This window comes from Alteribacillus bidgolensis, assembly GCF_002886255.1.
Taxonomy (GTDB): domain Bacteria; phylum Bacillota; class Bacilli; order Bacillales; family Marinococcaceae; genus Alteribacillus; species Alteribacillus bidgolensis.
This window is the reverse complement of the sequence record NZ_KZ614149.1, coordinates 1,887,542-1,911,139: the sequence shown is the minus strand read 5'-3', so window position 1 is coordinate 1,911,139 and position 23,598 is coordinate 1,887,542. Positions and strand designations below refer to the sequence as shown.

The window sequence follows — 23,598 nt, the reverse complement described above, 5'->3', positions numbered from 1 at the left end:
AGATCGTATGGCAAAAAAGAATGTATCTCGCTGCTCGATACCGGTTCGAAACGGTAAAAATGAATTATACGTTAAAATAAAAAACAACACAGCTGCCCAAAAAGCCCGCAAACTTGCGATGAAGGCTTATGACAAAGACTCAGCAGAAAAAGAATCATTACCCATTTATTTAAACGATAAGCTAATAAAATCAGATATTTTAAAGTATGGAGAAGATAAAGTGTATAAAATCGATGTGTCCAATGTCAGCAGAAAAGTAGTTTTTGAAGCTACTCAATTTAGTGGAGGAAAAGGACTTTCTGTTTCTTCTAAAAATAGAGGATTCATTAATGCAGAGATAGGAATTAAATAACTAATTCTATGACGCCAAAAGGTTTGATCTCTTTTGGCGTCAACATTTTTAGTCTAGTACGCTTGCCTGCTGCTGCACATTCTCGTTCATTGTATAAAAAATTTCTTCGGTGATTGAACTATCCATTGCATCCATATAAATTTGATCTAACTCTTCTTTATTTCGTTTAGCTTTTTTCAAAAAGGTACCGCCTTTTTTCATATAGGATTTATACTTTGTCGTTAATTTACTTATTTCTCTTTTGTATTTTTCGTCTGTACCAGAAGTGACGATTTTTTCATAAAGATCAATAATCTCGTCTCCTTCTTTTTCGGGAAAATATTCATGAGGATCTGTACTATCAAAAATGCAAAAGTTAAGCTCTCTTACAATGATCATATCTAAACTTTCTGGATCGAATCCGCAATGGTAAATTTCTACATCTAGGCCAAGATCTTCTGCAGCTGCTGCAATTTTTTTCAGCAAGGTTGATTTCCCAGTTCCTGCTCGCCCTTTAATAAAGTATCTTTTATCCAGATTATCAGTCAAGTTAGGTATATAATCAATAACTCCATTTGGCGTGGAAGCTCCAAAAAATCGATGCTTAATTTGAGAAGTTTTGCCTGCATGTGATGAGTTATTAAATAAATGGTTTATTAATTCGTTAGCGACTTTATCAGCTTTCATAAAATCCATATTATTAATATAAATTTCCTCTAGGTCATCGTGAATGAATAATCCTGTTTTAAACGATTGATGAGCTGATTGAAGTGCTCTGTTAATTCGTTGATGATAGTTCAGGATAGACGTTTTCTGTTCTTCAAGTGCCTCTGTTTTAAGCGATTCATTTACGTTAATTTCAGTTGATGCAGTCTCGTTTTCAATTGTGCCGCAAGTACTATCATAAACACCAATTTTTAATTGTGGAAAAATAATTCCATCCAATAAATCATTGTTAGAAGAACAGTGAATCCATTCTACGCCATACCCTTTACTTTTCCATTCCTCTGCTAATTTTTTCATCCCAGCAGTTTTTACAAAGTTTGATGATCCTGTCAAATTCAAAATGAGGTCCAATTCTTGAAAATTCGTAGAATACAATGGATAAAAACCTTTAGCTGTGTGGTCCCCGGCAAAATAGTGCTTATCTCTTTCCATTACAAACACTCCCTAAAGCAGTTTCCGTTTCTTACCTTTACTGTAAAATATGCAAACGGTGCTTATAGGTGAGTAACTAAATTACTGGGCCAGTATGAGTCATTCTGTTTGAGGTTCATCATCTATTGTCCAGTTCTGCTGCTCGTCCGTTTCGATTACCCCTAATGTCACATCATCAATATCAGGATCCTCGAGAATCGATTCACGAACACGTAATTTTATATCATCGGCTTCATCAAGACTAAGTCCTTTTGTTAATTCAATATAACTTTCTACATGGTATTGTCTTCCTTCTTGAAGGATTCTCATTGCTTTAATATCTTCTACATCATTATCATTTAAGATGATATCGGCAATTCGGTCCGTTACCTTTTTAGGCGCTGCAACACCGATTAAACCGATAGTGTTATCATAGCCGAGTTTTAAAGCAATAACAATTAGAAGCAGCCCAATCAGCATCGTTCCAACACCGTCTAAGAAATATAATCCTGTATAATTAGCTAACACCACAAAGATCAATGCCAAAATAGCACCAAAAGTAGCAATAATGTCTTCATAAAATACAAGTCGTGTCGGAGGAGCTGCATATTGTATATTTTTAAAAGCTTCAGGAGCAATTTGAAGTCCTTCTGCGCTGGAGTGTGATTCTCTTACTACTTCTTTCATTGCTTTAATCAAAACCAAACCATCAATAATAACAGCTATAGATAAGACAATGACGTTCATCCAAAAATTAGAAGAAGCTTTAGGTTGCTGGATTATTTCCCATCCCTTTAAAATAGTTTCATACGCCATAATAGAAACGATAATCACTGCTACCAAGACAAATAGGTTAACAACACGTCCAAAGCCCGCTGGAAACCGTTTCGTTGGCTCTTTTTCAGCAAGTGCGCTTCCAAAAAAAACAAATCCCTGGTTTGTCGCATCTGCTAACGAATGCATGGTCGTAGCAAACATGGCCCCGCTGCCGCTTATCGCAGCAGCAATACCTTTTGTAATTGTTAAACCAGTATTTCCTAGGGCTGCAATACCCGATGATTTATTACCACGTTTTAAAAAATCAACAATTGCCATAAAGTTTCACCTCAAATTGATAATAGTACTTTTTAATATGAGCAAAAAATCAGATGCCATGCTCAATGACCGACAGATTAAAATAATTCAATTTCAGATTAACTCGAAAGTTTCAGGATATAATGGGTGCTGAGGGACCGCCTTGACGAAAAAAAGATAGATGTATAAAATATGACTATATATATCAAAAAAAGCGAAAACAGGGAGGAGTACTTTCATTTCCGCCTGTCCAGAGAGAAAAATCCATGGCTGCGAGATTTTTCAGGTTAAATGAAAGGAAGGTCGCCCTCGAGCAGCTTCCTTGAATGAAGTAGGGGAAGACGGAAGATCCGTTATCCAGTTAAGTGCATGCAAGAAACGTATGTTTTGTGTTATTTCTGCGTGAATAAAGGTGGTACCGCGATCCTCTCTTCGTCCTTTAAAGATGAAGAGAGGTTTTTTGTATTTAAAAAAAAGCTTTGGCCATATCTGAAGAAGTACTGGATCAGAAGAGAAGAGTGCTGAAACCTAAGAAAATCCCTAATTTCTTGCTGAATAAATATCACCGCAAAAAAACATATAAAAAGGAGAGTGTACGATGGCAAATCAAGAAACAGCGATGCCGACAAAGTATGATCCGAAAGATACCGAAGCCAAATGGTATCCGTTTTGGACAGATGGAGAATTTTTTAATGCAGAAGGAAAAGGAGATAAGGAACCTTATACGATTGTTATCCCGCCCCCAAACGTAACGGGACGTCTTCACCTCGGCCATGCATGGGACACGACACTGCAAGACATCATTTCCCGAGCAAAGCGGATGCAGGGTTATGATATGCTCTGGCTTCCCGGCATGGATCACGCTGGTATTGCAACACAGGCAAAGGTGGAAGGCAAATTAAAAGAAGAAGGTAAGAGCCGCTATGATCTCGGCCGTGAAAAGTTTCTCGAAAAATCGTGGGAATGGAAAGAAGAATATGCTGATTTTATCCGTCAGCAATGGGCGAAATTAGGCCTGTCTCTCGATTATTCCAGAGAGCGTTTCACCCTGGATGACGGTCTCTCTAAAGCTGTGCGAGAAGTATTTGTCACCCTTTACAATAAAGGCTTGATTTACCGGGGTGAATATATCATTAACTGGGATCCGGCAACGCAGACAGCTCTCTCTGACATTGAAGTAGAATACAAAGACGTACAAGGCCATTTTTATCATATGAAATATCCGCTAAAAGACGGTTCCGGACATATTGAAGTAGCCACAACTCGTCCAGAAACGATGTTAGGGGATACGGCGGTTGCGGTTCACCCTGATGATGAACGTTATCAGCATCTCATTGGAAAAAAAGCAGTACTTCCGATCATCGGACGTGAAATAGAGATCATTGCTGATGATTATGTCGACATGGAATTTGGTTCTGGAGCAGTTAAAATTACGCCGGCTCATGATCCGAACGACTTTGAAATGGGCAATCGCCATGAGCTTGAACGCGTACTTGTGATGGATGAAGGCGGAAAAATGAATGAAAACGCCGAAAAGTATCAAGGTATGGAGCGATTTGAATGCCGTAAACAACTCGTAAAAGATCTTCAGGAAGAAGGTGTTCTCTTTCATATTGAAGAACATATGCACTCTGTCGGCCACTCTGAGCGAAGCGGCGCCGTCGTGGAGCCTTATCTTTCCACGCAATGGTTTGTGAAAATGAAACCATTAGCCGAGCAAGCGATTGCATTGCAAAAGCAAGAAGGAAAAGTAAACTTTGTACCGGATCGTTTTGAAAAAACGTATTTGCACTGGCTTGAAAATATCCGTGACTGGTGTATTTCCCGTCAGCTTTGGTGGGGACACCGTGTACCGGCCTGGTACCATAAAGAAACAGGTGAAATTTATGTCGGGCACGATACTCCAAATGACGCAGAAAACTGGGAGCAGGATGAAGATGTATTAGATACTTGGTTCAGCTCAGCTTTATGGCCGTTCTCTACCATGGGATGGCCGGATACGAATTCTTCTGATTTTCAGAGATTCTATCCGACAAATGTACTTGTAACCGGCTATGACATTATCTTTTTCTGGGTGTCCCGCATGATTTTCCAGGGTCTTGAATTTACAGGAAAGCGTCCGTTTAACGATGTATTGATTCACGGACTTGTTCGAGATGCAGAAGGCCGGAAAATGAGTAAATCGCTTGGAAATGGTGTCGATCCGATGGATGTTATTGAAAAATACGGAGCAGATGCACTGCGCTTTTTCCTCGCAACAGGTACAACGCCGGGAAATGACTTGCGTTTCCACTGGGAAAAAGTCGAAGCAAACTGGAACTTTGCCAATAAAATTTGGAATGCATCCCGTTTTGCCCTTATGAACATGGATGGTCTTACCTATGAGGAAATCAATCTAGATGGAGAAAAAACAATTGCAGACCGCTGGATTTTAACGCGCCTGCAGGAAACGATTCAAGATGTCACCCGTTTAATGGACAGCTACGAATTTGGTGAAGTGGGACGGCTTCTGTATAACTTTATCTGGGATGACGTCTGTGATTGGTATATTGAAATGGCAAAGCTGCCGCTTTATGGTGAAGATGAAGATGCAAAACAGACAACACGTTCAGTTCTAGCGTACGTGCTCGATCACACGATGCGTTTGCTGCATCCGATTATGCCGTTTATTACTGAAGAAATCTGGCAGCATCTACCGCACAGCGGAGAATCAATTACAACAGCTGCCTGGCCAAAAGCAAACGAAGCGTATATTGATAACGATGCTGTTAAAGATATGGAACTTTTAAAAAGTGTTATCCGTTCGGTACGAAATACACGCGCCGAAATGAATGTAGCGCCAAGCAAACCGATTGATTTGCAAATAAATGCTGCACATCAAAGTGTGCTCGCTCAGCTAGAGCGCGGCCGTGATTATCTAGAGCGTTTCTGTAACCCAGAAAATCTCACAGTAAAAACGGATCTTGATGCGCCTGAAAAATCAGTTTCACAAGTGCTTACTGGTGCAACGCTTTATATGCCGCTTGCTGGCTTAATTGACCTAGATGAAGAAATTGCACGGCTTCAAAAAGAACAAGAAAAGCTTGATAAAGAAGTGGAACGCGTTCAGAAAAAACTTGCAAACGAAGGCTTCGTCAAAAAAGCTCCTGCCCATGTTGTAGATGAAGAGAAACAAAAAGAAAAGGATTATCTCGAAAAACGGGAAAAAGTAACAGCTCGTATCCAAGAATTAAAAGCATAAGAAGGGAAATTAAAAAGACCACCGTGTACGATGTGCGGTGGTCAGCCCTATGTGTAAACAAAGAAAGGGGTATAAAAATGAATACATATGAGGAAGCGAGACAGTGGCTCAATGATTTTACTACTTCTGATATACGTCCTGGCTTAGATCGTGTGTTTATGATGCTTGAAGGGTTAGGGAATCCAGAACGGCGGCTGAAGGGAATTCATGTTGGAGGCACGAATGGTAAAGGATCTACCACTGCTTTTTTAAGAGAGCCAATGAAAGAAGCGGGCTTGGTATGCGGAAGTTTTAACTCCCCTTCTGTTTATGATTATCGTGAAAGAATAGCAGTAAACGGGGAATCTATTTCTGAGCAAGATTTTTTAGAATGTCTAAAGGCGGTTAAGCCAGTGGCAGAAAGCGTGGCGAAAACACCTTTTGGCACGCCTTCTGAGTTTGAAGTACTCACTGTTATGGCTGCCCATTATTTTGCAGCAAAAGCATTTCCGGATGTAGTAATCTGGGAGGTTGGGCTTGGCGGCCGGCTTGATTCTACAAATGCCATTTATCCTATGATTTCTGTCATTACAAATATCGGCCATGACCACCAGCATATACTGGGAGAAACAATAGAAGACATTGCAAGAGAAAAAGCAGGAATTATTAAATCCGGTGTGCCTGCCGTAACGTGTGAAACAAACCCCGCTGCATTGGCGGTTATTGACCGAGCGGCTTCTGAAGCGAACGCTAAATTATATCGAATGACAAAAGACTTTAATATTGTCGGTGCAGAATCGAACGAGCATGGCTGGTCGTTTTCTTTTCATTCTCTTTTAAGCAATCTGAACGATCTGGACATTTCTATGCTTGGTCGTCATCAAACAAAAAATGCAGCTGCTGCTTTAATGGTGTTTCGGTATTTAAAAATGTATTACGCTTTACCGGTAGAAGAAGAACATATACGCACCGGTCTGAAAAAAGCCGTCTGGCCCGGCCGGTTAGAGTACAGAGAAACAAAGCCGCCGATTCTCCTTGATGGAGCACATAACAAAGAGGGGATGGAAAGCCTTGCTGAAGCCTTGAAAGAACATTTTCATGATCGGCCGATTCATTTGATTGTAGGGATGACCAAAGAAAAAGATCCAGAAGAGCTGCTCTGTCCATTTGTTGATCTGCCGGTATCATCTGCAACAGCATTGTCCTTTGATGGTGAAAGAGCAGCAAAGGCAGAAACTATCTCAGAAAATAGTCCGCTTAATCAAACACAACCGCTTCCTGATTGGGAAACAGCATGGGAAAAGGTACAAAGCCAAGCCGGAACAAAAGACATTGTCGTTATTGCCGGTTCCCTTTACTTTATATCTGAAATGGTCAAGAAAATGAAATAAAAAACAGAGGGCTGAGTATGAGACAGCCCTCTACCATTAGAAAGAAGTTTATATACATTGAAATGATTCGATTCGATTGGTGTCGATACCAAAGTAAACCCAGCGGAAAAAGAACCATCTATAACCAGCGACCGATCTTCTGCCAATAAAAGTGGGGTAAAACCAAAACGAATCTCCATTTGTTAGGCGCATGAAGGTATAACGATACAGACATCCATAAAGCGATCCAGGATCAACGGCATATAAAGACGGACCTCCTGCGGCTGATGGGATTGTTTGCGGCGGTGGACCTGAAGGAGGCTGTCCGGGTGGTCCCATGTCCCCTCCTGGTCCAGGTCCAAAACCAGGTCCAGGTCCAGGTCCAAAACCAGGTCCAGGTCCAGGTCCAAAACCAGTGCCAGGCCCCGGGCCGGGCGGAAATCCAGTTTGACGATACGGAAACATAATTTTTCCCCTTTCCATGCAGGTTTCTTTTTTAATCTATGCTGTAAAAACATGATGGTGAGTATCCGCCTAACCAAGAAAAAACGAGAGCTAAGATTGCTCTCGTTTTTTCTTTGCTTTCTTATCCTGTTTAGCCATGCACCAATAAGTAAAAAGCAAAAAAATGATGACACATAGGGAACAAATACGTTGTAAAAAAGGAAGCCATTCGATAGAAACCACCTCTTATGTAAACGTTTTGTTAAACCCATGGTTCAGCGCTTATGCCTTATTTTTTATATCCAGATTTAACGATCTTTAATACGTTTACAAACGAAACGATGTACAAATCTTTACTAGTCGGTTATATCGTTGGCATGGCGATTTTAATTCCAATATTTATTGGGTTTTGGCGCCTGTTTTTAAAAGATAAAAGATATCTGACAAACGAAGGAGATTAAGTGATGCATTATTTTAATAGTTAACAGGACTCTTTTGGGATTTTTGGAATGAGGTGGATTTATGAGAAATTAAGCTGAGCAGCCAATTTACAGTAGGTAATAGAATAATCACCAAAACTGCTGAAAGAAATTTTTTCCATCAAAGCTATTGTTTTTCAAAGTTAATGAATGATATAATATATTTGTCAAATTTATTTGAATTTTTGTTTCTCACAGTGTATGTACGGTCCCCTCCTTCACCTGTATCTCGTTTAGTATTTTCACCCTCTATTACTTCCTTGAGTTTCTTCATGTCCAGGATTTACCATTCTAAAATACTTTTCATGCTAATGAAATCCAGCAATATTTTTTTTAGAATTATGTTACGTATAGAAAGGAACAATACATGGAGCTCATTTCGTGGTTGTACATATTTATGCTTGGGCTGGTACTCGGATCGTTTTTTAATGTCGTTGGCCTCCGTATACCAAAAGGAAAGTCTATCATTTTCCCGCGCTCTCCCTGTTCGTCTTGCAATCAAACATTGAAAACACTTGATTTAGTACCTGTTTTATCCTTTGTTTTGTTAAAAGGAAAGTGCAGGACATGCGGAGTGAAAATTTCTTTTACGTATCCATTAATAGAGCTGGCATCGGGCCTGCTCTTTCTTGCAGCCTGGTCCACTTATGGGTGGTCATGGGAATTTGCAGCTGCTGTATTGCTCATATCCATGCTCCTTATTCTAACGGTTAGTGATTTAAAGTTTATGATTATCCCTGATAAAATTCTTATACTATTTGCTATTCTCATTTTTTCTTTTCGGTTGACAGTCGTTCCGTTAGAACCATGGTGGGAGATGTTGACTGGGGCAGGACTTGGTTTTTTTCTGCTCTTGTTAATAGCAGTTATTAGTAAGGGAGGTATGGGTGGAGGCGATATTAAACTTTTTGCTGTTCTTGGTCTTTTCTTTGGTTTAGAAAAAATTTTACTTGTATTCCTTCTTTCTATATTTTCAGGTGCTTTATTTGGTTGTCTTGGTATTCTTATAGGGCGAGTGAAAAAAAGAACACCCTTTCCATTTGGACCCTACATTGCGGCGGGAAGTCTGATAACTTTATTTTTTGGAGTCGATATCTGGCAGTGGTATTTTCATTTATACTAAGAGATTAAAAGTTTAAAAACGAGTACAATTGACAATCTTTTTGAGAACAAGACGACAAGAGTCTTGTTCTTTTTTATGCCAGCTGTGCTAGTGTATTCTTAACTATCGTGAAACTTCGAAAGGGGACCTTGCTATGAAAAAAGACAAGCCTGAGGTTTCTTTTAAAATTAATGGAAAAAAGATAGATCTAGAAAAGGAGGAACCCAAGCAGTCAGAGCCCCCTGAACAATCGGATCAGAACCTAGATAATATACCGGTGGCAGATTGGAAAGAAAAAAGGGCGGCAGAAGAAGAGCAGGCAGCTTCTTTTTGGGAAGAAGATAAGCCGAAACGTCCAAGTGTCCCATATAAGAAAATCCGAAAAAAAGCAAATCTTCCTAGAAAACCAAAAAAGCCTAGAAATTATCGTAAGTCTTATTCTTTTTACTTTATAACTTTAACTGTCGGAGCAGTAGCGTTAGGTTTATTGTTTGGCATCGTTATGCTTCAATTATTTTCTAAAGATGATGCTTCTACAACGGCTGCCATTAACAGAGATGATCAAGCACCTCCCATTTCGGCAAATTTTAATGATAGTACCACAATGCAAGTTATACAAACTGGGGCATTTACAAAGAAAGAGAAAGGTCTTGAGATGCAGGGGAATTTTCATGCAAACGGATACCCGGCTGTGTTGACACATGATGGTGAGTATTATTATTTATTTTCCGGCGTCTCTTTCAATGAAGAGGGGACGGAAAGATTAAAAGAATATTATAATTCAGAAGGACTTGAAATGTACGAAAAAACTCGTACCATGCCAGAGCCCGAAGAAAATGAACAAAATGACACCGAGAATACTGAAATGCTGTTGACCAGCAAGCAGCTCCTAATGAATATGACAAACGCAGCGCTTTTAGAAGAGAAAGAAAAAAGCGAAGAGCTGCTGGGTACATTGGAGAATCATCTAGAGCAGACGGAAAACTGGAAAGAGGACAAGGTTTTTGCAGATCTAAGAAATACATTAGAAGAAATAAAAAAGGAATGGGCCAAAAATAAACAAACGTCTAGCACCCTGCAGGAATTATTAATTGAAGCTGTGCTTTATTATGAAGAAGCGGTTTATGCTCATAATGGAGAAGACAGGGAAGAGGGAAATTCCGAGACAAAACAAGAACCGCAATAAAAAATGAGCGGCATGAAGGATTTTTACCAATTATTTCTTGTTTAGCAGACCAGCATCTGGTAAACTAAACACACACCTTGTACAATAGGAAATAAATCTTATTGAAAAGGTGGTCTTCTCTTCATGCCTTCACTACTTTTAGCTTCTCAGTCTCCACGACGAAAAGAACTTCTTGAACAATCTGGATTCTCCTTTCACACCCAAGTCAGCAATGCTTCTGAAGAAGTGGACCCCGGTGTACCCCCATCTAAAACAGTAGAAGAACTCGCTTTGCGTAAGGCTGAAAAGGTTTTTTCCCAGAACGAAAATGAAACGGTCCTAGGTGCAGATACTATTGTCGTTTCGGATAACACTATTCTAGGAAAGCCTGCGGATGAAAAAGAAGCGAGAGAAATGCTTCGAAAACTCTCCAATCATTCCCACCATGTTTACTCAGGGACTGCAATCCTTTCCAAGGATGTTCGAAAAGTGTTTCATGTCAAAACAGAAGTCGTGTTTTACCAGCTGCAAGAAGACCTCATTGAATCTTACTTAAAAACAGAAGAACCATATGATAAAGCTGGTGCTTATGGAATTCAAGGAAAGGGACGTTTGTTTGTAAAAGCCATACATGGAGATTACTTTAATGTGGTTGGTTTACCTATTGCCAGAGTCGCACGTGAGCTCGAAGCTTGTAATATTTTCCCCTCTTTTAGACAGCATTAACAGCCGCTTGGCTCATATTTTCCATTATCCGAGGTGTACGTTTTCTAGAAAAGGAGGAATGTTTATTGACAAATTCGTCTTTCATGATGAAAGATATGCCTATGAGTGAACGGCCAAGAGAAAAAATGGCCAAAGAAGGTGCAGATCGTTTATCTAATCAAGAGCTATTAGCGATATTACTTCGAACAGGTACAAAAACGGAATCGGTATTACAGTTGTCTCAAAGAGTACTGTTCCATTACGATGGGTTAAAGCTCTTAAAAGAAGCCACTATCGAAGAGCTTCAATCCATTAATGGAATAGGAAAAGCAAAAGCACTGGAATTGCGAGCAGCGCTGGAGCTTGGCAGACGGATTTATACTTTTCAAGATGATGAGCGTTACGTTATCCACTCTCCAGAAGATGTAGCTGATTATGTAATGGAAGAGATGCGTTTTTTGACCCAGGAACATTTTGTTATATTATGTCTTAATACAAAAAACCAAGTTATTCATCGACAGACTTTATTTATTGGAAGTCTCAATACTAGCATTGTCCATCCACGTGAACTTTTTAAGGAAGCTCTTCGCCGTTCTGCTGCTTCGGTCATCTGCCTTCATAATCATCCTTCCGGAGACCCTTCTCCAAGCAGTGAAGATATCGAAGTAACCAGCAGGCTTACAGAATGCGGACGTATTTTAGGAATTGATGTGCTTGACCACGTTATTATCGGAGATCGCAAATTTACAAGTTTAAAAGAAAAAGGCTGTATGTGACCATTTATTCATGATGAAATACCCCCATTTCTTCTTTCTTTTTTACTTGCTGAAATGATCCTTTTCTTTTAAAATTACAAGGTTAAAATAATAAACCTGTACTCGTCTGAGAAAAATAGATTAAAATTGTGAAAGAACATGGAAAGTCTATGTTTTTCCATTTGTTTTCAGTATAATATGGCATAGTGGACATTTTTCTGCGTATGATTGAAAGGTCACACATTAAAAATATAACTTTCGGGTAACAGGGTAATTATTTTTCTAAGAAGATTGAGATGTTTAGATAAAAGAGTTTGTGAAGGATGAAGGGAGATACATAGATGTTTGGTGGGTTTTCAAAAGATCTTGGAATTGATTTAGGTACGGCAAATACATTGGTATACGTGAAAGGAAAAGGTGTTGTCGTTCGGGAGCCTTCCGTTGTCGCTATGAGAACAGATGCTGGGTCGATTGAAGCAGTAGGAAACGACGCAAAGAATATGATCGGAAGAACGCCTGGAAATATAGTAGCCGTTAGACCGATGAAGGATGGAGTTATCGCTGATTTTGACACAACCGCTACGATGATGAAATATTTTATCGGGCAGGCCCAAAGAAACAGGTCAATTTTCACGCGTAAGCCAAATGTAATGGTTTGTGTACCGTCTGGAATCACAGCAGTGGAAAAACGGGCCGTTGAAGATGCAACAAAACAAGCAGGTGCTAGAGAAGCTTATACGATTGAGGAGCCTTTTGCTGCAGCAATAGGGGCTGATCTGCCAGTGTGGGAGCCAACCGGCAGTATGGTAGTTGATATTGGCGGCGGAACGACTGAAGTTGCGATAATTTCACTTGGCGGTATAGTTACAAGTGAGTCTATACGTGTAGCGGGCGATGAAATGGATGAGGCAATCATCCACTACATCAAGAAAAAGTATAATTTAATGATCGGTGAACGTACCGCTGAAACATTAAAAATGGAAATAGGATCAGCTGGAACAGCAGAAGGAATAGAGGATATGGAAATCAGAGGACGGGACCTCGTTTCTGGTCTTCCGAAAACGATCTCTGTTACTGCAGCAGAAATATCTGGAGCACTTGCAGATACCGTAAATACCATTGTGGAAACGGTAAAAACCACGTTGGAAACCACGCCGCCTGAGCTTGCTGCTGACATTATGGACCGGGGTATTGTGTTAACAGGCGGCGGAGCAATACTTCGTAATATCGATAGAGTGTTAAGTGAAGAAACAAACATGCCGGTGCTCGTAGCCGAAGAGCCGCTCGATTGTGTAGCACTTGGCACGGGAAGAGCTCTTGAGAATCTTCATCTTTTCCGGTCAAAAGCTGGTATCACATCCCGGTCAAACCGGAATGCACTGTAGAGTAGGTGTCCTTCATGCCCCATTTTTTTTCAAACAAAAGACTTATCATACTAATGGTTAGCATCATTGTTTTGGTTGGACTTATTGGCTTTTCAATGCGCGAAAGAGAGGCGGTGACTTGGCCGGAAAAGTTTGTGCGGGATTCTACAGGCATCGTACAGTTCGTATTTAGTCAACCCGCTCACTTTGCAGCGGGTTTCTTTGGGGATATAAGAGATCACTTACAGGTATATGAAGAGAATCAGCTCTTAAAGTCCCGTCTCGATGAATATGCTTCTCTTTCAGCGGAGCTAGAAAGCGTAAAGCAAGAAAATGAAACGTTAAAAAATATGGTAGATGCAGATGAAAGTCTCACAGATTATGTGATGCGTTCTGCTCTTGTTATTCACCGTACCCCAGACCGTTGGACGGAAACAATAGGGATCAATAAGGGCGGGCAGGACGGCGTGGAAAAAGATATGGCTGTTGTTACTGCTAAAGGCTTAATCGGAAAAATCCAGACAACATCAGAATTTACTTCAACCGTTCAGTTATTGTCGGATGGTAATCGGACAAACCGTGTCTCAGCTATGGTAAACACCGAAGAAGCACCAGTATATGCTTTTATTGAAGGATGGGATGAAGAACGGGAAGGACTGATGCTTCGAAAAATTGAGTCGGATGCAGATGTGGAAGAAGGTCAAACGGTAATGACTTCTGGTTTAGGGGGCATTTTTCCTAGAGGGTTGGCAATTGGTAAAATTACTGAAGTCGAGCCTGATGAATATGGCCTGACCTATAATGCTCTAGTAGAACCAGCAGCTAACTTTTATAATATTGAACAGGTTAATATTATTGAAAGAACAAGTGACAGCTTAGATGGAGAATTACAAATGGAAACAGATGACGAGGATGAGGAAGAAGAGGAAACTGTAGAACTGCAAGAAGAAGATTTTGAGAACGGAGGTACACCATGATCCGTTTTCTTCTGCCTATTGTTGTATTTGTCTTATTTATACTTGAAGGCACGTGGTTTCAAATTTTTGTTCCTCCTTCCCAAGATTATGAATATATCCTTGTCCCCCGCTTTGTTCTTATTGCTGTAGTTTTGATTTCGATATTTCGCGGTCCAGGTATTGGTGTTCTTTATGGCATTGCCGGAGGACTTTTATACGATTTTGTGTATACAGATGTATTAGGAATCTATATGTTTAGTTTAGGATTCACTGCTTATATAAGTTCATTTACCTATACAGCTGTCCGTATCAGCTATATGTGGCAAATGGTAATAATGATCGGTGCTATCTTAATATTTGAGTGGATGACTTACGGACTGTATTATGTAATAGGTTATACCGATATTTTATTTGAAGACTTTTTTATGGTTCGCCTGCTGCCTTCTTGGATTTTAAATGGATTCGCAGCAATACTGCTTCTTTATCCTTTCCAAAAGCTATTTCGGCGTCTAGAAGACTATGAAGCTTTGCAGCAGCGTTAACCGGCACTATCTGAATCAATTAGCAGGATTAATGGGATTGTTTGTGGAAGTAAATAAGGTCAGTGTGAACTAGGTGATGATTATGGCTCAAGCTCCAGAGGTGAAGCAGATGAGTACAGGACCTGCAAAAAATTTAGTTACAATAAAAGGGACAAAAGAAGGGCTGACAGTTATTCTTGATGATCAGTGCTCTTTTGACGATTTAACGAAAGAATTAAAAGAGAAAATTTCTAATGATAAGCAGGTGTTTGGAGACGGTCCCGAAGTGGAAGTAAAAGTCGACGCGGGATACCGTTATTTATTAAACCATCAAAAAGAGAAAATAAAAAATCTTTTAGAAGATGCAGAACCGATTCTTGTCGGAGAGTTTCATTCGGAAGTAATAAGTAAAGAAGAAGCAAGACGGGAACGGGAAGAAACAGGACTAACAGCTGTTACGAGAATTATACGATCTGGACAAATTCTGCGTATTAGAGGGGACGTCCTATTACTTGGTGATGTAAATCCCGGAGGAATCGTAGAGGCTACCGGAAATGTTTATATTCTTGGCACCTTAAAAGGTATTGCAAGAGCCGGAGTCGAAGGCAGCAAAACTTCTGTTGTCTGTGCTTCCGTTATGGCCCCGCATCAAATATCGATTTCCGATGCTATCTTTTATGCACCTAATCGATATGAAAAAAAGCAAAGCGGGCCATTATTTGGCGAACCCGTGTATGCTTACATAGCGAATGAGGATCTGGAAATTTCTTTTGAAAAAACCAGACTTTTAAATCAGTTTCAGTCAGCAGCTGCAGCGAATCAAGGAGAAACCTTGAGTACGTAACGGCTGGGAAGCTCTCTTGACGTTTGGAAGGAGGAATTGCAGTGGGAGAGGCAATTGTTATCACATCTGGAAAAGGCGGTGTAGGAAAAACTACTACTTCAGCTAATATAGGTACCGCGCTTGCTCTGCAAGGAAAACATATTTGTCTGGTGGACACAGATATTGGTTTGCGTAATCTTGATGTTGTAATGGGGCTTGAAAACCGCATCATTTATGATCTTGTCGACGCCGCAGAAGGAAGATGCAGAGTACAGCAGGCACTGATAAGAGATAAACGATTTGACTGTCTTCATTTATTGCCGGCTGCGCAAACGAGTGATAAATCAGCAGTAAGTACAGAGCAGATGAAGCAGATGATTGAAGAGCTGAAGCCTGATTATGATTATATTATTATTGATTGTCCGGCTGGCATTGAGCAAGGCTACAAAAATGCTGTGTCAGGGGCAGATCAAGCTATTGTCGTTACTACGCCGGATACGTCTGCAGTTCGTGATGCTGACCGTATTGTTGGGCTGCTTGAGCAAGAAGAAATGGCACCTCCAAAACTCGTAGTAAATCGAGTGAGGCGGATTAATGAAGGAGATATGCTTGATGTAGATGATGTCGTTTCTACTCTGGCAATTGACCTACTTGGCATGATCGTGGATGATGAAGAAGTTTTGAAAGCGGCTCATAAAGGAGAGCCGATTGTAATGAATCCTAACAGCCGTGCTTCCCTCGGTTATCGAAATATAGCTAGAAGAATTCTCGGCGAATCTGTACCGCTTATGGCAATAGATCAAAAAAGAAGTTTCTTTTCTAAAGTGAAAAGCATGTTAGGTTTAAAAGCGTAACGGTTCTACTGCTTCCTCTAAAAAAGGAAGCAGTTTTTTTCTTGCATTCTGCCAAAGTTTTCTATATACTACTGTTAAATCAAAAAAAATTGATTAAGGGGATTCCAATGAAATCTTTGCTGCTTAAAGATATTAGTAAATCTAATATCTCCTTTGAGAGCTATAAAAAGAAATTTAAAGCGCTCGCTGATGAAAAGCGTCTTGAAATTATGCATGAGCTTACGAGACATGACAGTGTTTGTGTTTGTGATTTAACCGATATACTCGATCTATCTCAATCCAAATTATCTTACCACTTGAAAATATTATTAGATGCAGGATTTATCTTAAAGGAAACAAAAGGCACTTGGAGTTATTATAAGCTTAATGAAACAGAAGTGAACCATGTTTTATCTGAAGAGCTGTGTTGTTTGTTTCGCAAAGGTGCTAAACGTAATTCTGATGAACAACAACGGGCTTAAGACTTGGCAATTAATCCGAGTTTTTCTAAATTAAATTAATCAAAAAAATTTGATTAAAAAGAGGAGGATTTTATATGATTCATGTTGGGTTAAATGTCACTGATTTAGAAAAATCGATTCGTTTTTACGAGGATGTGTTTGAGGAGGGACCTGTTAAGAAAAAACAGGATTACGCCAAATTTATGCCTGCTGCGGTTCCAGTAAATTTTACGTTAAATAAGAGTGGAAAAATAGAAGGAAACCAAGTGGGCCATTTCGGTATACAGCTAGAAAATAAAGAAGATGTAATGTATCATAAAAAACGTCTAGAAGAAAAAGGATATTTTTCAAGAGATGAAATGAATACCACTTGCTGTTATGCGCTTCAAGACAAATTTATGATAACAGATCCGGACGGAAATGAATGGGAATATTTCTATACGATAGCGGATTCGGAAGAAAATCATTCACGCACTATTACGTGCTGTTCATAAAATGATGTAAGGGGGGTTGTTTGAAACCTCAAAATGGACAGTACGAGTGACTCGGTTCCTCATCAAATAACCTTAATTCTATTCATAAAAAAGGAGCGTCCAATAGGTTAGGGATAGCTCCTTTTGGATTATTATCTCATCAAACGTAATAATTTACTTTACGTAAGAATATATGGTATATTTTGAGAAGAATATAAGTTTGAAATAAATTGTCCTCTTTTTCCTCGTGATTACAACATCAATATAATTTATTCTCATGTACTTTTTCCTTTGTTTTCACTGTTAAGAATTATAGGATTTTATTGGTTAACAGAATAAAAAAAACGACGGCATTCGATGTACAGGATGTAAAAATGCTGCTGCCATAGGACGTACTTCCACACGATGTGGTGATTTCTATTACCCGGAACAGGACGTTCGCACTTACTAGAAGTTCCTTTAACTTTGGTGGATTCCTTTACCTTCGACAAAACGAGTTTTTCTAAAAAGAACGCACGAAATACGTCTAAAAAAAGATAGAAATTGCCATAATGACAAATGTAGCGGAAAATCCGAGTTTTTGAAAAAGGAGGGAAGATCCTTGATGACTACGGAATATGACTATTTGTCGGCGGAAGAGAAAGATAAAATTGATGAACTGCAAGAAAAAGTAAAACATGCTGAAGATGATGATGCTTTGAAACGATATACGACGCAAATGACACTGATATTTGAAAAAGCAAGAGTTCGAGAAGAAACGAGCCGCACATGAGACACGTAAAAGAACCGGCCTAAGAGTTTTATTGCAAGGCAAGACAATAATTAAAATACTTTAAAATTAGCTGAAAATATCACACATTATAATGTCGAATAAAAGGATAGGTAAGCAGCGATATATCTGCTTACCTATCCTTTTTTGTACAATAACAAAATACAAAGTTGTTGAACTTTTTTCATTACTATTTCTTCTTTGTTTGAATCCCAAGAGATAGTCGCTTAAAATTTTTACTGAGGTGGTCCCATACTCTCAGTTCAATTGTTTCTGGTACTTCTGATTCTCCTATATACTCAACACTATACTCTGTTTCTATACTATTTTTTCCTTCTCCACGTAATAGTAGATCAACCAATGGCCGCTTTCTCCAGTTAAGATAGGATTGTCTCCTTGACACCCCACAAGAAGAAAAAGACTAAGAATGATAATACCTAATTTCAAAATACTCCCCTCAAAAAAACATTATAGGACTCCCCTGTTTTTTCTCAGAAACATCTAAAGAGTAGTTTATAACTTTGGTTTTTCTTCTCCCTGAAATCTGTGATGTTTTACTTTCAGCACAGGAAATTCTCTTGACTCTCTGTCGAGGGGACCTTGCCTTGACAACCTAAACATTGCGTTTTTATGGGAAATACATGGTCTCTGTGACACAAGTTCCACCAATAACATTATTGAATACACCGACTTTTTCTTTATATTCTTCTAAATCTTTTTCAAGTTCTTCGGGACTTCGAAATATAGCTTCATCTACATCTACATAATCAGAAATAACATCGTGTAAATCACTAACAGATTTGAGTTACTCGAATTGGTGTAGGCTCTTGGTATCCAGTGAATGCTATATCTCGTTGGTACAAGTTTTTTAACAGAGCTAGTCCGAATTGTCAAGCCATTTACGGAAAATTTGTTTCTTTTTTAATTGGAAAATCAGTATTTCAGCTTGAAACACAGAGCATTTTTTTCCCAAAGGAAGTTCAAGTGATGCAGAAAACGCCGACAGGTAAAGTTGTAATGGCAACGGGGGTCCCTATTTTTAACACTGAAAAGAAGATCATTAGGGTGTTGAGTTTTTCTCACGATTTGACGGAAATTCAAAAATTAAAAGAAGACTATGAACAGCTGCATTCAAAAATAAAACGATATAAAACGGAAATTGAAGAGCTTAGGGAGAAAGAAACAAATTTAGACAATATGGTGACCAAGAGTAAGGCGATGAAAAAAATTTGGGAGCTTGTTTACCGAGTAGAGAGGTCTGAGGCGACAGTTGTTTTCCAGGTGAGTCCGACGTTGGGAAAACGTTTTTGCACGTGCCTTACATAACGGGAGTGAAAGAAAACGGGAAACATTTATCGAAGTCAACTGCGGGGCATCCCTGCAACTCTATTTGAATGAGAAATGTTCGGCTATGAAGCAGGTTGTTTCACAGGTCCAAACAAAAAAGGCAAAGCAGGAATGATCGAACTTGCGCATAAAGGGACATTTTTTCTTGATGAAGTCGCCGAACTCCCTCTCGATATTTAGGTTAAACTTTTAAAAGTATTACAAGAAAAAAAGCTTACAAGAGTTGGCGGGCAAAACAAAAGGAAGTGGATTTCCGGCTGGTTGCAGCAACAAACAAGACCTTGAAGAATTAGTAAAACAGGGTAAATTCCGGAAAGATTTATACTAGCGCTTAAATGTTATTCCAATTAAGGTCCCGTCACTTCGCGAAAGAAAAGAAGATAAATATGAATTTATCCATCACTTTCTTTCGATTTTCAATCAAAAATATGGATCTGATAAATTTTTTCATTCAGCCACAATTGATGCGCTTTTAGAATATGAATGGCCTGGGAATGTGCGTAAACTAGAGAATCTTATCGAACGATTAGTTGTAACCGCTGAGACGAACGTTATTTACCCTTCGTTACTTCCATTTTTCAATGATAGTAAGAAAAAAATTATGCAGAACGAGACTGGTCTCTAGAAGCCTTTGAAAATCAAGGGCTGACTTTGCAAGATGTATTAAAAGAGATCGAAAAAAGGTGGCTGGAAAGAGCATATCGTCAATATAAAACAACGTATGAAATGGCAGATTACCTTGGATTGAGTCAAGCGACAGTGGTACGTCGCTTAAAGAAATACAATATCAATTCAAAATGAATCAAAAAATTCATTTTGAATTGATAGGATTGCTTTTAACACAGAATTGAATTTTTTCCTCATATTAGTCTTGACTAACATAAGTTATCCTTTAAATGAATAAGCATATAGCATAGATTTAGCTGGTATTATGAAAGATCCTAAATTAGAAATAGATTTTATATATTTAATAAGGTTCAGCGTTAATTTCTCGCACTGTGATCCTCTATTTTTTTAATGCAAAATAATTATAAAAACTCCTGACGATACCCTTTATAACGCTATTTACACTCATAACGTAGGAACTTTTCAAGATGCTTGTAGATTCTGCTATTAGTTTGATTGCGATTTTGATTTTAACGCTTTATAGATTGTTAACCCTTGTATTTATAAGGAGTTACATTTGAAAATTGCATCTAATTATCTTGATAAGCCTTCTGAATGATCATAAACAACTTTACCATCTACCATTGTTAATCTTACCTTCGCGTCACGTATTTCTTCTACAGGAACTTCAAACAGGTTTCGATCTAACACAGTGATATCGGCAAGTTTTCCTATTTCTAGTGTGCCTAGTTCGTGCTCTCTGAACGTACCGTAAGCAGGGGACATTGTGTAACCTTTTAATGCTTCGGCTAGCGAAATTCCTTCGTAGGCATGCCATGGTCGCCCATCACTAGACATTCTAGTAACTGCTCGGTAAATTTCCAACAAAGGATTTAATGGGGCAACAGGAAAATCAGTTCCCAATGTTACAGTAGCACCTGTACCCATTAATGTGTTAACCGGGAACACAAATGGCTCTTTCTCCTTACCGATAAGAGAGGCATAATTTTCCCTTTCACTTTGAGCCATGAGTTCCGGTTGCATAGAGGCAATCACGTCTAGCTCTTGAAAACGGAAAATATCTTCCGGATGGATAACCTCAACGTGCTCGATCGTATGTCTGATATCTTTTTTTCCGTTCGCTTTCTGGGCTTCTTCGAAAGCATCCAAGGCTAAGCGTACTGCTCCATCGCCAATAGCATGAAATCGAATACGGAATCCTTCTCTGTCTGCTTCAACTACCTTATTTTTAATAACCTCCGGAGAATAGACTAATTCCCCGCATGTTTCAGAGTCGTCAGCATATGGACCGACTAAGTAAGCAGTACGGCTGGTTATTACGCCATCAATGAAACCTTTTAGTCCTGAAAATTGAAGTTTATCCGATGTATATTTATTGCGCAATTGTTTGGCACTCTCCAGATCCTTATCTATAGAAGGTAAGATATGAATACGAGTTGTTAATTCATCCTTTTCTTCAAATTCCTTAAACAGGTCGTAGTATTTGTCGTTATCTATAGATCCACCGTACATGTCATTAACCGAGGTAATACCTACATGTGCAGACAGCTCAAGGAATTTCTTAAACAAATCCCTTTCCTTTTCCTTTGAAAAAGCAAAAGCCTTTTGTTCAATTAATCCCGTCGCTTCTTCATATAAAATCCCAGTTGGAATTCCATTTTCGTCCCTGTTAATATATCCGTAAGAAGGATTTTCAGTAAATTGATTGATGTTGCATATTTCCAATGCTTTGCTGTTTACCCATGCATAATGCATTTCAGCGTGATAAAGAAGAATGGGGCGATCCGAGACAACACGATCCAATGAGGAACGGTGCGGCTGCTGCTTGTCATTCCAGTAACTAGCATCCCACCCAACACCAATAATCCACTCTTCTTCCTGATGGGCCTCAGAATACCGGCTCACCATTTGTACTGCTTCATCTTCTGAACGTGCCGCTGATAAATGGACACCGTTCTCTAAAATGGATCCCATCATAATGTGTAGATGGAAATCATGGAATCCCGGCATGATCAGGTGATCATTAAATTGGTAGCTTTTCGTATTCGGACCGATAAACGATTCCATTTCGTTCTCAGCCCCAATTCCTGCTATCTTATTGTCAACAATAGCGATTGATGCAGGGCTTGGCCTATTTGAAACCCCCGTAAAAACTGCGTTGCCTGTAAGAATTATATCAGCTTTTTTTTGAGCACTCATAAACTTTCATTTCCTCCTATATTTTTAAAATTATTTTCTTTTTAAAAAACACAAGTGACCCCAAATTCATTACTTACTATCTGAAAATAGATTTGTTGGCATTTGTTTAAAACTTTTTGTCTTCCTTATAAGATATAGGGACCCGACAATAAGCCAACATCCCCCTAAAACTAGTGCATACATGTCTTGAGTTAGCAGTAAACCAAAAATGAAGATTGCCCCTATTGCTGGAATGACGAGATATTGAATGGTTTCTTTTAATGAATGCTGTCTTTTTCTTATAAAAAAGTAGCTAATGACGGAAAGGTTTACAAAAATAAAGGTAAAAAAAGCACCAAAGTTAATAAAGGCTGTTGCAGTAGTCAGATTAAAAAAAATAGCTGTCAATGCAACTAAGGCGACAAATAAAATATTATATATGGGGGTATGAAATTTAGGTGAAATATATCCAAAAAATTGCTTGGGAAGGATATTCTCTCTTCCCATGGCGTATAAAATTCGAGATGCGCTGGATCCGGAAGCAACGGCTGAAGCAAAACCAGCTAAAATACTAGAAGCAACAAATAGCGATTTTAAGAAGATGCCACCTATTACAAAGATAATTTCTAAGTATGCAGATTGTGGATCTGTAAACGCTTCAACATTTGGATAAACTAAAAGCAAAAAGTAGGTTACTACAATACATATTAGGCCGCCAATTAAAGGAATCAAGAAAATGGCCTTAGGCATGGTTTCTTTCGGATTTTCGGTTTCTTCTGATAAAGCGGTTACCGCATCAAAACCGAGAAAAGTAAAACACAAAATAGGCATTACACCAATTAACGCTGAAAAATTGACATCTGGATCATAAATTGGAAGGATAGAAAAAAGCGTTCCTAATCCTTCACCATTTAGTATATAAATTACTGAAAATATACAAAAGAGAATAGTCACCATAAGTTGAAATAGAAAATTATAGGTATTGAAATTGGCAGCAAATTTAATCCCAAGTATATTAACAGTGGTAATCACAGCTACGAAAAGGATAATCCAGATGAACATTGGAATAGCAGGAAAATAAGCAGATAAAGCGATCCCTAAAATTAGAGAACTAATCATTGGACTTAACATATAATCCAAAAGTACAGTCCAACCAACTAAAAAACCGAGAAAGGGATTCATAGCCTTTTGAGTAAATGTAAATGCTGACCCTGCTGATGGAAAGACTTTCACTAATTTTGCATAGCTATATGCCGTAAATAACATCACAAATAAAGCAATAGCATATCCGGACGTTATCATCCCGGAACTTTGATTGGCTGCAACCCCATAAGTTGCAAAAGCAGTTCCAGGAGCCATAAAAGCCAATCCAAAAAATACAACGTGTCTCAATGTAAGTGACCGTTTAAGCTCTCCTGACCTTACGTTAGTCATTATTTATAATTCCCCCTTCAAAAACCCTTG

The 23,598-nt window shown here is 38.9% G+C and carries 26 protein-coding genes and 1 other annotated feature; of the genes, 20 read left to right on the top strand and 6 right to left on the bottom strand.

Annotation, left to right across the window (positions count from 1 at the left end; translation table 11 throughout):
* The first annotated feature begins 7 nt into the window (after positions 1-7).
* Positions 8-352, top strand: coding sequence for a hypothetical protein (locus CEF16_RS09660; protein WP_091586849.1), 345 nt, complete (start codon positions 8-10; stop codon positions 350-352).
* A 48-nt stretch (positions 353-400) separates the two neighbouring features.
* On the opposite strand, the gene CEF16_RS09655 is transcribed toward CEF16_RS09660, so the two are convergent.
* Complete coding sequence (locus tag CEF16_RS09655; RefSeq protein WP_091586848.1) at positions 401-1,489, bottom strand: PRK06851 family protein; 1,089 nt, start codon at positions 1,487-1,489, stop codon at positions 401-403.
* Positions 1,490-1,588: 99 nt separating this feature from the next.
* Entirely contained in the window at positions 1,589-2,563 is a 975-nt protein-coding gene (locus CEF16_RS09650) for a cation diffusion facilitator family transporter (RefSeq protein WP_091586847.1), read from the bottom strand.
* Between the two features lie 187 nt (positions 2,564-2,750).
* Positions 2,751-2,985: a binding site (T-box leader), on the top strand.
* 155 nt (positions 2,986-3,140) lie between these two features.
* On the opposite strand from CEF16_RS09650, the gene CEF16_RS09645 reads away from it, so the two are divergent.
* Both CEF16_RS09645 and CEF16_RS09640 read left to right on the top strand, forming a co-directional pair.
* A complete protein-coding gene (locus tag CEF16_RS09645; protein WP_091586846.1) occupies positions 3,141-5,783 on the top strand; it encodes a valine--tRNA ligase in 2,643 nt (880 codons plus the stop codon).
* 77 nt (positions 5,784-5,860) lie between these two features.
* A complete protein-coding gene (locus CEF16_RS09640) occupies positions 5,861-7,153 on the top strand; it encodes a bifunctional folylpolyglutamate synthase/dihydrofolate synthase (RefSeq protein WP_091586845.1) in 1,293 nt (430 codons plus the stop codon).
* A 48-nt stretch (positions 7,154-7,201) separates the two neighbouring features.
* Here the strand turns inward: CEF16_RS09640 and CEF16_RS09635 are convergent, their stop codons facing one another.
* Positions 7,202-7,597, bottom strand: a complete 396-nt coding sequence (locus tag CEF16_RS09635; RefSeq protein ID WP_091586844.1) for a hypothetical protein — start codon at positions 7,595-7,597, stop codon at positions 7,202-7,204.
* Between the two features lie 263 nt (positions 7,598-7,860).
* Between CEF16_RS09635 and CEF16_RS09630 the strand changes: the two genes are divergently transcribed.
* From CEF16_RS09630 to CEF16_RS23745, 13 genes are all read left to right on the top strand, one after another.
* The gene (locus CEF16_RS09630; protein ID WP_175488369.1) at positions 7,861-8,037 is read left to right on the top strand and encodes a hypothetical protein; all 177 of its coding nucleotides are present in this window, start codon (positions 7,861-7,863) and stop codon (positions 8,035-8,037) included.
* Between the two features lie 385 nt (positions 8,038-8,422).
* A complete protein-coding gene (locus CEF16_RS09625; protein ID WP_091586843.1) occupies positions 8,423-9,178 on the top strand; it encodes a prepilin peptidase in 756 nt (251 codons plus the stop codon).
* Positions 9,179-9,311: 133 nt separating this feature from the next.
* Positions 9,312-10,343 (top strand): hypothetical protein, encoded by a 1,032-nt coding sequence (locus tag CEF16_RS09620; protein ID WP_091586842.1) that lies wholly within the window; start codon positions 9,312-9,314, stop codon positions 10,341-10,343.
* 123 nt (positions 10,344-10,466) lie between these two features.
* The gene (locus tag CEF16_RS09615; RefSeq protein ID WP_091586841.1) at positions 10,467-11,048 is read left to right on the top strand and encodes a Maf family protein; all 582 of its coding nucleotides are present in this window, start codon (positions 10,467-10,469) and stop codon (positions 11,046-11,048) included.
* Positions 11,049-11,131: 83 nt separating this feature from the next.
* Entirely contained in the window at positions 11,132-11,803 is a 672-nt protein-coding gene (gene radC, locus CEF16_RS09610; RefSeq protein WP_091586857.1) for a RadC family protein, read from the top strand.
* Between the two features lie 320 nt (positions 11,804-12,123).
* The gene (locus CEF16_RS09605) at positions 12,124-13,167 is read left to right on the top strand and encodes a rod shape-determining protein (RefSeq protein WP_091586840.1); all 1,044 of its coding nucleotides are present in this window, start codon (positions 12,124-12,126) and stop codon (positions 13,165-13,167) included.
* Between the two features lie 14 nt (positions 13,168-13,181).
* Positions 13,182-14,123, top strand: a complete 942-nt coding sequence (gene mreC, locus CEF16_RS09600) for a rod shape-determining protein MreC (RefSeq protein ID WP_091586839.1) — start codon at positions 13,182-13,184, stop codon at positions 14,121-14,123.
* Positions 14,120-14,644 carry a rod shape-determining protein MreD gene (gene mreD / locus CEF16_RS09595; protein WP_091586838.1) on the top strand — a complete coding sequence of 175 codons (525 nt, stop codon included), beginning with the start codon at positions 14,120-14,122 and terminating at the stop codon, positions 14,642-14,644. The genes mreC and mreD overlap by 4 nt, the downstream gene beginning before the upstream one ends.
* An 82-nt stretch (positions 14,645-14,726) precedes the next feature.
* Positions 14,727-15,467, top strand: a complete 741-nt coding sequence (minC, locus tag CEF16_RS09590) for a septum site-determining protein MinC (protein ID WP_170031800.1) — start codon at positions 14,727-14,729, stop codon at positions 15,465-15,467.
* Positions 15,468-15,508: 41 nt separating this feature from the next.
* Positions 15,509-16,300, top strand: coding sequence for a septum site-determining protein MinD (gene minD, locus CEF16_RS09585; protein WP_091586836.1), 792 nt, complete (start codon positions 15,509-15,511; stop codon positions 16,298-16,300).
* Positions 16,301-16,407: 107 nt separating this feature from the next.
* Positions 16,408-16,761 (top strand): ArsR/SmtB family transcription factor, encoded by a 354-nt coding sequence (locus tag CEF16_RS09580; RefSeq protein ID WP_091586835.1) that lies wholly within the window; start codon positions 16,408-16,410, stop codon positions 16,759-16,761.
* A gap of 74 nt (positions 16,762-16,835) precedes the next feature.
* Positions 16,836-17,234 carry an ArsI/CadI family heavy metal resistance metalloenzyme gene (locus CEF16_RS09575; RefSeq protein WP_091586834.1) on the top strand — a complete coding sequence of 133 codons (399 nt, stop codon included), beginning with the start codon at positions 16,836-16,838 and terminating at the stop codon, positions 17,232-17,234.
* 580 nt (positions 17,235-17,814) lie between these two features.
* Positions 17,815-17,985: a hypothetical protein gene (locus CEF16_RS23745; protein ID WP_170031797.1), complete on the top strand. Its 171-nt coding sequence runs from the start codon at positions 17,815-17,817 to the stop codon at positions 17,983-17,985.
* Between the two features lie 187 nt (positions 17,986-18,172).
* Here the strand turns inward: CEF16_RS23745 and CEF16_RS23740 are convergent, their stop codons facing one another.
* A complete protein-coding gene (locus tag CEF16_RS23740) occupies positions 18,173-18,343 on the bottom strand; it encodes a hypothetical protein (protein ID WP_170031794.1) in 171 nt (56 codons plus the stop codon).
* Between the two features lie 626 nt (positions 18,344-18,969).
* Between CEF16_RS23740 and CEF16_RS24380 the strand changes: the two genes are divergently transcribed.
* The 4 genes from CEF16_RS24380 (at position 18,970) to CEF16_RS24375 (ending at position 20,130) form a co-directional block, all read left to right on the top strand.
* A complete protein-coding gene (locus CEF16_RS24380) occupies positions 18,970-19,308 on the top strand; it encodes a hypothetical protein (protein ID WP_245917821.1) in 339 nt (112 codons plus the stop codon).
* Positions 19,309-19,383: 75 nt separating this feature from the next.
* Positions 19,384-19,509 (top strand): sigma 54-interacting transcriptional regulator, encoded by a 126-nt coding sequence (locus CEF16_RS24855; RefSeq protein WP_254781009.1) that lies wholly within the window; start codon positions 19,384-19,386, stop codon positions 19,507-19,509.
* A 160-nt stretch (positions 19,510-19,669) separates the two neighbouring features.
* A complete protein-coding gene (locus CEF16_RS25510; protein WP_483860547.1) occupies positions 19,670-19,954 on the top strand; it encodes an AAA-type ATPase lid domain-containing protein in 285 nt (94 codons plus the stop codon).
* A 26-nt stretch (positions 19,955-19,980) separates the two neighbouring features.
* The gene (locus CEF16_RS24375) at positions 19,981-20,130 is read left to right on the top strand and encodes a TyrR/PhhR family helix-turn-helix DNA-binding protein (RefSeq protein WP_245917820.1); all 150 of its coding nucleotides are present in this window, start codon (positions 19,981-19,983) and stop codon (positions 20,128-20,130) included.
* Positions 20,131-20,529: 399 nt separating this feature from the next.
* Here the strand turns inward: CEF16_RS24375 and CEF16_RS09560 are convergent, their stop codons facing one another.
* Positions 20,530-22,155 (bottom strand): amidohydrolase, encoded by a 1,626-nt coding sequence (locus CEF16_RS09560; RefSeq protein ID WP_091586833.1) that lies wholly within the window; start codon positions 22,153-22,155, stop codon positions 20,530-20,532.
* 69 nt (positions 22,156-22,224) lie between these two features.
* Entirely contained in the window at positions 22,225-23,568 is a 1,344-nt protein-coding gene (locus tag CEF16_RS09555) for an APC family permease (protein WP_091586832.1), read from the bottom strand.
* Positions 23,569-23,598: the final 30 nt, after the last annotated feature.